The organism is Paraburkholderia sp. SIMBA_054, from assembly GCF_046534875.1.
Lineage (GTDB): Bacteria > Pseudomonadota > Gammaproteobacteria > Burkholderiales > Burkholderiaceae > Paraburkholderia > Paraburkholderia hospita.
Map to the genome: position 1 here is coordinate 1 of NZ_JAWRXV010000626.1, position 279 is coordinate 279.

The 279-nt window shown below is 32.3% G+C and carries 1 protein-coding gene; it reads left to right on the top strand.

The features are described from left to right. Positions 1–211 (top strand): hypothetical protein (locus tag SB822_RS56595; protein ID WP_410859038.1); only part of this gene is annotated, 211 nt, incomplete at its 5' end. Positions 212–279: the final 68 nt, after the last annotated feature.

The window sequence follows — 279 nt, forward strand, 5'->3', positions numbered from 1 at the left end:
GTTTAGAACCTGCTTCGTTATAAGCGCTGATACATTTTTAGATATTGAAGATGTTGAAAATACTGAGGCTGCGTATAAAAAAGCGGAATTGGTAATCTCACCGTTCGAGCTAACAACAGATATTATATTGAAAATAGGAGACAAAGAAATAAAATTAGAATCTGGATGTTTGGATATCACATTAATAGAAGATGTTGAAGAAATAGATTAAACCTAAAATAACATAAATCCTACATCTAAGATTGCGAGCACCTTGCTTTTGGATTGGAAAGAAGATAG